Below are 6268 nucleotides of genomic sequence, written 5' to 3' on the forward strand. Positions count from 1 at the left end.
GCAGCCGGTCGCCCGGGCGCAGCCGGGCGGCCAGCACGTCGCCGCGCACCGACGCCGCGATCTGCTCGAACAGCGGGCGCGCGCTCTCTGGGTCGATCCGGATGAGCATGAGACCTCCAACACCATTACTCTAATACAACTAGAACAATTGTGGACGGCATCCAGGCGATCACTCATCACGGCGACAGGACGGGCAGACTGGCCGACATGCGCATCACCCCCCGCCGTCTCGCCATCGGCATGAGCCTGTGGATCCCGAATCTGTTCAGCGGGATCCGCGTCCGCCGCTTCGGCGATGACTGGACGCACGCCACCGTCGAGCTGCACGTGAACGTCTTCACCCGCAATTACGTCAAGACGGCGTTCGGCGGATCGATGTCGGCGATGACCGACCCGTACTTCTTCATGCTTGTCATGCACCAGCTCGGCCGCGACTACGTGGTGTGGGACACCCGAGGCGAGATCGAGTTCGTCAAGCCTGGACGCGGCGTGCTGACCGCGCACTTCCACGTCTCGCCCGAGAAGACGCAGGAGCTGCGCGAGCGCGCCCACGGCGGCGCGAAGGTGCTCGAGTGGTTCGAGACCGAGATCAGGGACGGCCATGGCGACGTGGTCGCGCGGGTGCGCCGCGAGGTGTACGTGCGCGAGAAGAAGCGCGTCACGGCGCGAGTGCAGAGCCAGCCCGCCTGACGCGACATCCGCTGTTCACCGAGCGGTGGCACGATGAGCGGATGCCCCTCGCCCGCCGCCTGACCCTCACCGATGCCGTCGCGATCGGCCTCGGATCGATGATCGGGGCGGGCGTGTTCGCCGTGTGGGCTCCGGTGCTGGGGGTCGCCGGCTCCGGCATTCTCATCGCCCTGGCCGTCGCGGCCGTCGTCGCCTTCTGCAACGCCACCGCGTCGGCCCAGCTGGCAGCCGTGCACCCGGTAGCGGGCGGAACCTACGCGTACGCGCGCGCCGAGATCGGCCCGTGGTCGGGATTCGTCGCCGGCTGGTGCTTCGTCATCGGCAAGATCGCGAGCTGCGCGGCGATGGCGATGACCTTCGCCGCGTACGCAGCGCCCGAGGCCTGGCGCACGCCGGTGGCCGCGATCGCCGTCGCGGCCCTCGCCGTCGTGAACTGCTTCGGCATCACCCGCACCGCGCTGCTCACGCGGATCCTCGTCGTGATCACCCTGATCGGTCTGGCGGTCGTCGTCGCGGCGGGCTTCGCAGCGGCACCCGAGGCAGCGCCCGCTCCCCCGCCGGATGCCACGGCCTACGGCATCCTGCAGGGCGCGGGCCTGCTCTTCTTCGCCTTCGCCGGATACGCGCGGATCGCAACCATGGGCGAAGAGGTCGCAGACCCCGCGCAGAACATCCCGCGAGCGATCGTGCTGGCGCTCGGCGGCGCAGTCGTCGTGTACGTCCTGGTCGCGCTCGCGGTCATGCGCACGCTGGGAGCGGATGCCATCGGCAGCGCGCACCCGATCGCCGACGTCGTGGCCGCCTCCGGCTGGACGGGACTCGATCCGGTCGTGCGCGTCGCCGCGGCCACGGCATCGCTGGGCGCCCTGCTGGCCCTGCTGACCGGCATCGGCCGCACCACCCTCGCGATGGGCCGCGAAGCCGACCTGCCTCGCTTTCTGGCGCACATCGACGCCCGCTGGCAGGTGCCGCAGCGCGCCGAGATCACGATCGCGCTGATCGTCATCGGCATCGTGCTCATCGCCGACCTGCGCGGCGCGATCGGCTTCTCGTCATTCGGGGTGCTGCTGTACTACCTGATCGCGAACGCCGCGGCGTTCCGCCAGACCGGATCCGCCCGCCGCTACCCGCGCCTGCTTCAGGTGGTGGGCGCGCTCGGATGCCTGCTGCTGGTCTCGACGCTGCCCGCGCTCGCCTCGCTGATCGGCACCGGTGTCGTGCTCGCCGGCGTCGGTTACCGGATGCTGCGGCTGAGCCTCGCCGCGCGCTGAGCGCGGAGCACTGAGTCCCTCGGGGCGTGCGCCCCGCGGGTGCAGGCGAACAATCGGGCGTAGGCCGATTTCCGTGGAATCGACCTGCGCTCGTGTGTTCGCCTTCCTCGGCGACGGCTGATTCAGCCCAGCGGCTTGACCTCGATCGAGCCGACGGCGTCACCGGAGCGCACGGCGGCGAATCCGGTGTAGCCGTCTGCCGCCGCGCGCTCCAGAAGCGCCTTCATGTTCTTCGCGCGACGCTCGAGGCGAACGCGTGCGATCCCGTCGCGCAGCAGCGCCGACTTGTGGGCCAGCAGCTCGGCCACCGGCACGTCGGCGTCATGCACGAGCACGACGGCCTGCGCCTGGTCGACCTCCTGCGCGGCGACGAGGTCGACGATGCGCTCGAAGCCGATCGAGAAGCCCACGGCAGGGACCTGCTGGCCGAGGAACCGGCCGATCATTCCGTCGTACCGTCCGCCGCCGCCGAGCGAGTAGCTCACGGAGGGGTGCGCGAGCTCGAAGATCGTGCCGGTGTAGTAGCCCATGCCGCGCACGAGGAACGGGTCGTAGACGAGAGGCGGGTCCCCGGCATCCGGGCGTGCGGCGACGACCGCTTCGCCCAGCGAGACGAGGTGCGCGACGATCTCGTCCGGCGCTCCGTCAGGGAGCGCCTTTCGGATCTGCCGCTCGCCGTACGCGTTGTACTCGCGCGTCTGCGGGCGCTTCAGGAACGCCTCGAACGCGTCGACGGCATGGGGAGTCACCGCGCGATCGCGCAGCTCGGCGGCGACTCCGTCGGGACCGACCTTGTCGAGCTTGTCGATCGTGATGAGCACGCCGGGGCGCTCGTCCTCGGTGAAGCCGAACGAGTCCAGCATCCAGTCCAGGGCCCGGCGGTCGTTCACGCGCACGATGCCGCCCTCGAGACCGAGTGCGTCGACGGTATCGATGGACGCCACGATCAGCTCGGCCTCGGCACGCGCGGAGTCGTCGCCGATGATGTCGATGTCGCACTGCACGAACTGGCGGTAGCGCCCCTTCTGCGGACGCTCGGCACGCCAGACCGGTCCGATCTGGATCGCGCGGAACACCGTCGGCAGCTGCCCGCGGTTGGTCGCGTAGAAGCGCGCGAGCGGCACGGTGAGGTCGTAGCGCAGACCGAGATCGCTGAGCGCTGCCGGGTCGTCGGCCGCCCCCCGGATGGCGTCGGCTTCGAGTCCGCGGCGCAGGATGCTGTACGACAGCTTCTCGTTGTCACCGCCGATCCCGGCGTGCAAGCGGCCGTGCTCTTCGACCACCGGTGTCTCGATCTCGTCGAAGCCGTGCGAGCGGTAGCGCTCGCGGATGACGGCGAGCACGCGCTCACGACGGGCCTTGTCAGCGGGGAGGAAGTCGCGCATTCCGCGCGGCGGGTTCACAGTTGCCACCCGTCCATCTTTCCAGCTCGCGCACGTGCCCACCGACGAGCTGTTCGAATCGCGTGAATTGCGCCAATCCGAGCCGAAAGGCTGCAAGGTGAGCGATTCGAACGGGACTCAGCCCGCCTGCTCGGCGGCGCGCACCTCGGATTCGAGCAGGCGGAGGCGCCCGCGCAGCGCGCGCTCGGCATCCCATCCCTGCTCGCGCGCCTGAGCGACCAGAGCGAGCAGGGCGTCGCCGAGTTCGGATTCGGATGCCGGCGGTCGGCCGTGCACAGAGGTGCCTTCGGCTCGCTCGACCACCGGCGAGGCCCGACCCAGCAGCTTCTGCGCTCGCGCGAGCGCGGGCATGCCGGCCGGAACGCCGTCGAGCACGCTGCGCCGCTCGCGCTTCTCCGCAGCTTTGGCGGCATTCCAGTGCACGAGCACCTCCTCCGGCGTGGTCGCGACGGCATCGCCGAAGACGTGCGGATGCCGGCGCACCATCTTCTCGGTCAGCCCGCGCGCCACGTCGTCGATGTCGAACGGCTCCGACGCACTCTGCGCGGCGATCGCCGCGTGGAACAGCACCTGCCACAGCAGGTCGCCGAGCTCTTCGCGCATCTCGGCGCGGTCGTCGCGCTCGACGGCGTCGATCAGCTCGTGTGCCTCCTCGATGAGGTAGGGGACGAGGTCGCGATGGGTGATCCGCTGCGACCAGACGCATCGCGCGCGCACCTGCCGCATGGTCTCGGCGGCGGCGCGCAGCGCGTCGGGCTCGGTCAGCGGATCCGTCATCTGCTCACTCCACCGCGGCCGCGAGCCGGCGGTACGAGCGCGCCCGCGCGGTGACGACGACGGCCGAGAGCACCAGGGCGATCAGCGAGCCGCCCAGCACGCCGAGGATCGCCTGGTCGCGGATCTCGCTGTCTCCGGCGAACGCGAGGTTCGCGAGCAGCAGCGAGACCGTGAAGCCGATGCCGCCGAGTGTGCCCGCGGCGAGGATGTCGGGCAGCCGCAGCGCCGGCTCGGTGCCCTTCGGCCGCAGCTGCATGCTCAGCCATCCGAAGATGCCGATGCCGATGATCTTGCCGACTGGCAGGGCGACGAGGATGCCCCAGAACGCCGGCGACAGCTCGGTGGGCGAGACCTGAGGGATGACGACGAACGCCGCGACGAACGCGAAGATCGGCAGGATGACGCCGTTCACGGTCGGCTCGAGAGCGTGCCGGGTCTTCTCGGCCGGCGCAGGCGACATCGCGAGGCCGAGCATCACTCCGGCGATCGTGGCGTGGATGCCGGAGAGGGCCATGAAGCCCCAGGCGAGCACCCCGAGCACCCCCATGAGCACGGCGATCCCCGAGGAGCCGTTCTTGGCGACGACCCGGCTGAGAACGGCGAACGCCGCGACGCTCGCCACCGCGAGCAGGAACATCAGCCAGTTCACGTCGTGCGCGAACAGGACAGCGATGAAGATGATGCCGATGATGTCGTCGAGGATGGCGAGCGCGAGCAGGAAGACGCGCACCGCAGACGGCAATCCCTTCCCGAACATGGCGAGCACACCGAGCGCGAACGCGATGTCGGTCGCGGTCGGGATGGGCCAGCCGACGGCCGTTCCCTCCCCCGTTCCGGGCCCGGCGATCAGCAGGTACACCGCGATCGGCACGATCACGCCGCCGGTGGCCGCGATCGCCGGCTGCAGAGCCTTGCGCGGAGAGTCGAGCTCACCGTGGGTGAGCTCGTGGCGCAGCTCGATCGCGACGACGAGGAAGAAGATCGCGAGCAGTCCGTCGGCCACCCACTCGTCGATCGAGAGGTCGAGTCCCGTGCCGGGTATCGCGATGCGCGCATGCAGCACCTCGGCGATCCCGTCGTGGGTGGCGAGATTCGCCAGCAGCAGGCCGAGAGCCGCGGCGGCGAGAAGAAGCGCCGCCGGGAACTGCTGGCCACGAAGAGGATTGTCCGAGATTCGCATCCCCTCCACTCTGTCACAGGGGACGGATGCCTTGTTCGGGCGGTTTACGCTCGAAACATGTCGCTAGAGCCCACGAACACCGAAGCCATCCGCGTCATCACCCGATTCGAAGCCTCCCACGGCATTCCCGACGCGATGCGCGCGGATGTGCGGATGCTCGGCGGCCTGCTCGGGCAGGTGCTGCGCGAGTCGGGCAGCGTCGGACTCTTCGAGGATGTCGAGCGACTGCGCCTGGCGACGATCCAGGCATCCGACATCGACAGCGACGGGGCGGCGTTCACCCGCGCCGCCGAGATCGCCGACTCGTTCACAATCGAGCGTGCCGATGAGGTCGCGCGGGCCTTCACGTGCTACTTTCACCTCGTCAATCTCGCCGAGGAGCACCAGCGCGTGCGCATCCTGCGGGAACGGTCCGGCCAGCCTTCGACAGGCTCAGGGACCCAATCACGGGAGGCCGACACGGTCGCGACCGCGTTCGCCCAGCTGACGAAGGAGGTCGGGGAGGATGCCGCTCGCGAGCGTCTCGCCGAGCTGCGCTTCCACCCGGTGTTCACCGCGCACCCGACCGAGGCCCGCCGCCGTGCGGTGTCTGACAGCATCCGCCGCCTCTCCGACCTGCTCACCGAGCACGATGCCGCGAGCGAGGGCGGCGCCGACGAGCGGCGCGCACTGCGCCGGATGCTCGAGGAGATCGACACCCTGTGGCGCACCGCGCCGCTTCGCGCGCAGAAGCCCAGCCCGACCGACGAGGTGCGCACGGTGATGGGCGTCTTCGACGAGACCCTGTTCAGCACCGTGCCGCACGTGTACCGCCGCATCGACGACGCGCTGCGCGGCGACGAGTCCGGCGCGAGCGCGCCCGTCGTCCCCGCGTTCGTGCGGGTCGGCTCGTGGGTCGGCGGCGACCGCGACGGCAACCCGTTCGTCACGGCGGCGGTGACCAGGGA

General features: G+C 70.2%; 6 protein-coding genes. 3 read left to right on the plus strand and 3 right to left on the minus strand.

Features of this window, described 5'->3' with window-relative positions:
* The first annotated feature begins 207 nt into the window (after window positions 1–207).
* Window positions 208–690 (plus strand): DUF4442 domain-containing protein, encoded by a 483-nt coding sequence (locus tag RT309_RS13140; protein WP_313357716.1) that lies wholly within the window; start codon window positions 208–210, stop codon window positions 688–690.
* 41 nt (window positions 691–731) lie between these two features.
* Window positions 732–1961, plus strand: coding sequence for an APC family permease (locus tag RT309_RS13145; protein WP_313357718.1), 1230 nt, complete (start codon window positions 732–734; stop codon window positions 1959–1961).
* Between the two features lie 122 nt (window positions 1962–2083).
* On the opposite strand, the gene hisS is transcribed toward RT309_RS13145, so the two are convergent.
* The 3 genes from hisS to RT309_RS13160 all read right to left on the minus strand — a co-directional run bounded on the left by hisS (window position 2084) and on the right by RT309_RS13160 (window position 5321).
* Window positions 2084–3346: a histidine--tRNA ligase gene (hisS, locus tag RT309_RS13150; RefSeq protein ID WP_313357726.1), complete on the minus strand. Its 1263-nt coding sequence runs from the start codon at window positions 3344–3346 to the stop codon at window positions 2084–2086.
* A gap of 135 nt (window positions 3347–3481) precedes the next feature.
* Window positions 3482–4141 carry a MazG family protein gene (locus tag RT309_RS13155; RefSeq protein WP_313357720.1) on the minus strand — a complete coding sequence of 220 codons (660 nt, stop codon included), beginning with the start codon at window positions 4139–4141 and terminating at the stop codon, window positions 3482–3484.
* A 4-nt stretch (window positions 4142–4145) separates the two neighbouring features.
* A complete protein-coding gene (locus RT309_RS13160) occupies window positions 4146–5321 on the minus strand; it encodes a Na+/H+ antiporter NhaA (protein ID WP_313357722.1) in 1176 nt (391 codons plus the stop codon).
* A gap of 57 nt (window positions 5322–5378) precedes the next feature.
* Between RT309_RS13160 and RT309_RS13165 the strand changes: the two genes are divergently transcribed.
* On the plus strand, window positions 5379–6268 hold an 890-nt coding region (locus RT309_RS13165; RefSeq protein WP_313357724.1), incomplete at its 3' end, for a phosphoenolpyruvate carboxylase.

Origin of the sequence: Microbacterium sp. (assembly GCF_032084865.1) — a bacterium.
GTDB lineage: Bacteria > Actinomycetota > Actinomycetes > Actinomycetales > Microbacteriaceae > Microbacterium.

Coding starts and splice junctions, on each gene's coding strand:
- RT309_RS13145 (WP_313357718.1), top strand. CDS start 732: ATGCCCCTCGCCCGCCGCCTGACCCTCACCGATGCCGTCGCGATCGGC.
- RT309_RS13155 (WP_313357720.1), bottom strand. CDS start 4,141: ATGACGGATCCGCTGACCGAGCCCGACGCGCTGCGCGCCGCCGCCGAG.
- RT309_RS13160 (WP_313357722.1), bottom strand. CDS start 5,321: ATGCGAATCTCGGACAATCCTCTTCGTGGCCAGCAGTTCCCGGCGGCG.
- RT309_RS13140 (WP_313357716.1), top strand. CDS start 208: ATGCGCATCACCCCCCGCCGTCTCGCCATCGGCATGAGCCTGTGGATC.
- hisS (WP_313357726.1), bottom strand. CDS start 3,346: ATGCGCGACTTCCTCCCCGCTGACAAGGCCCGTCGTGAGCGCGTGCTC.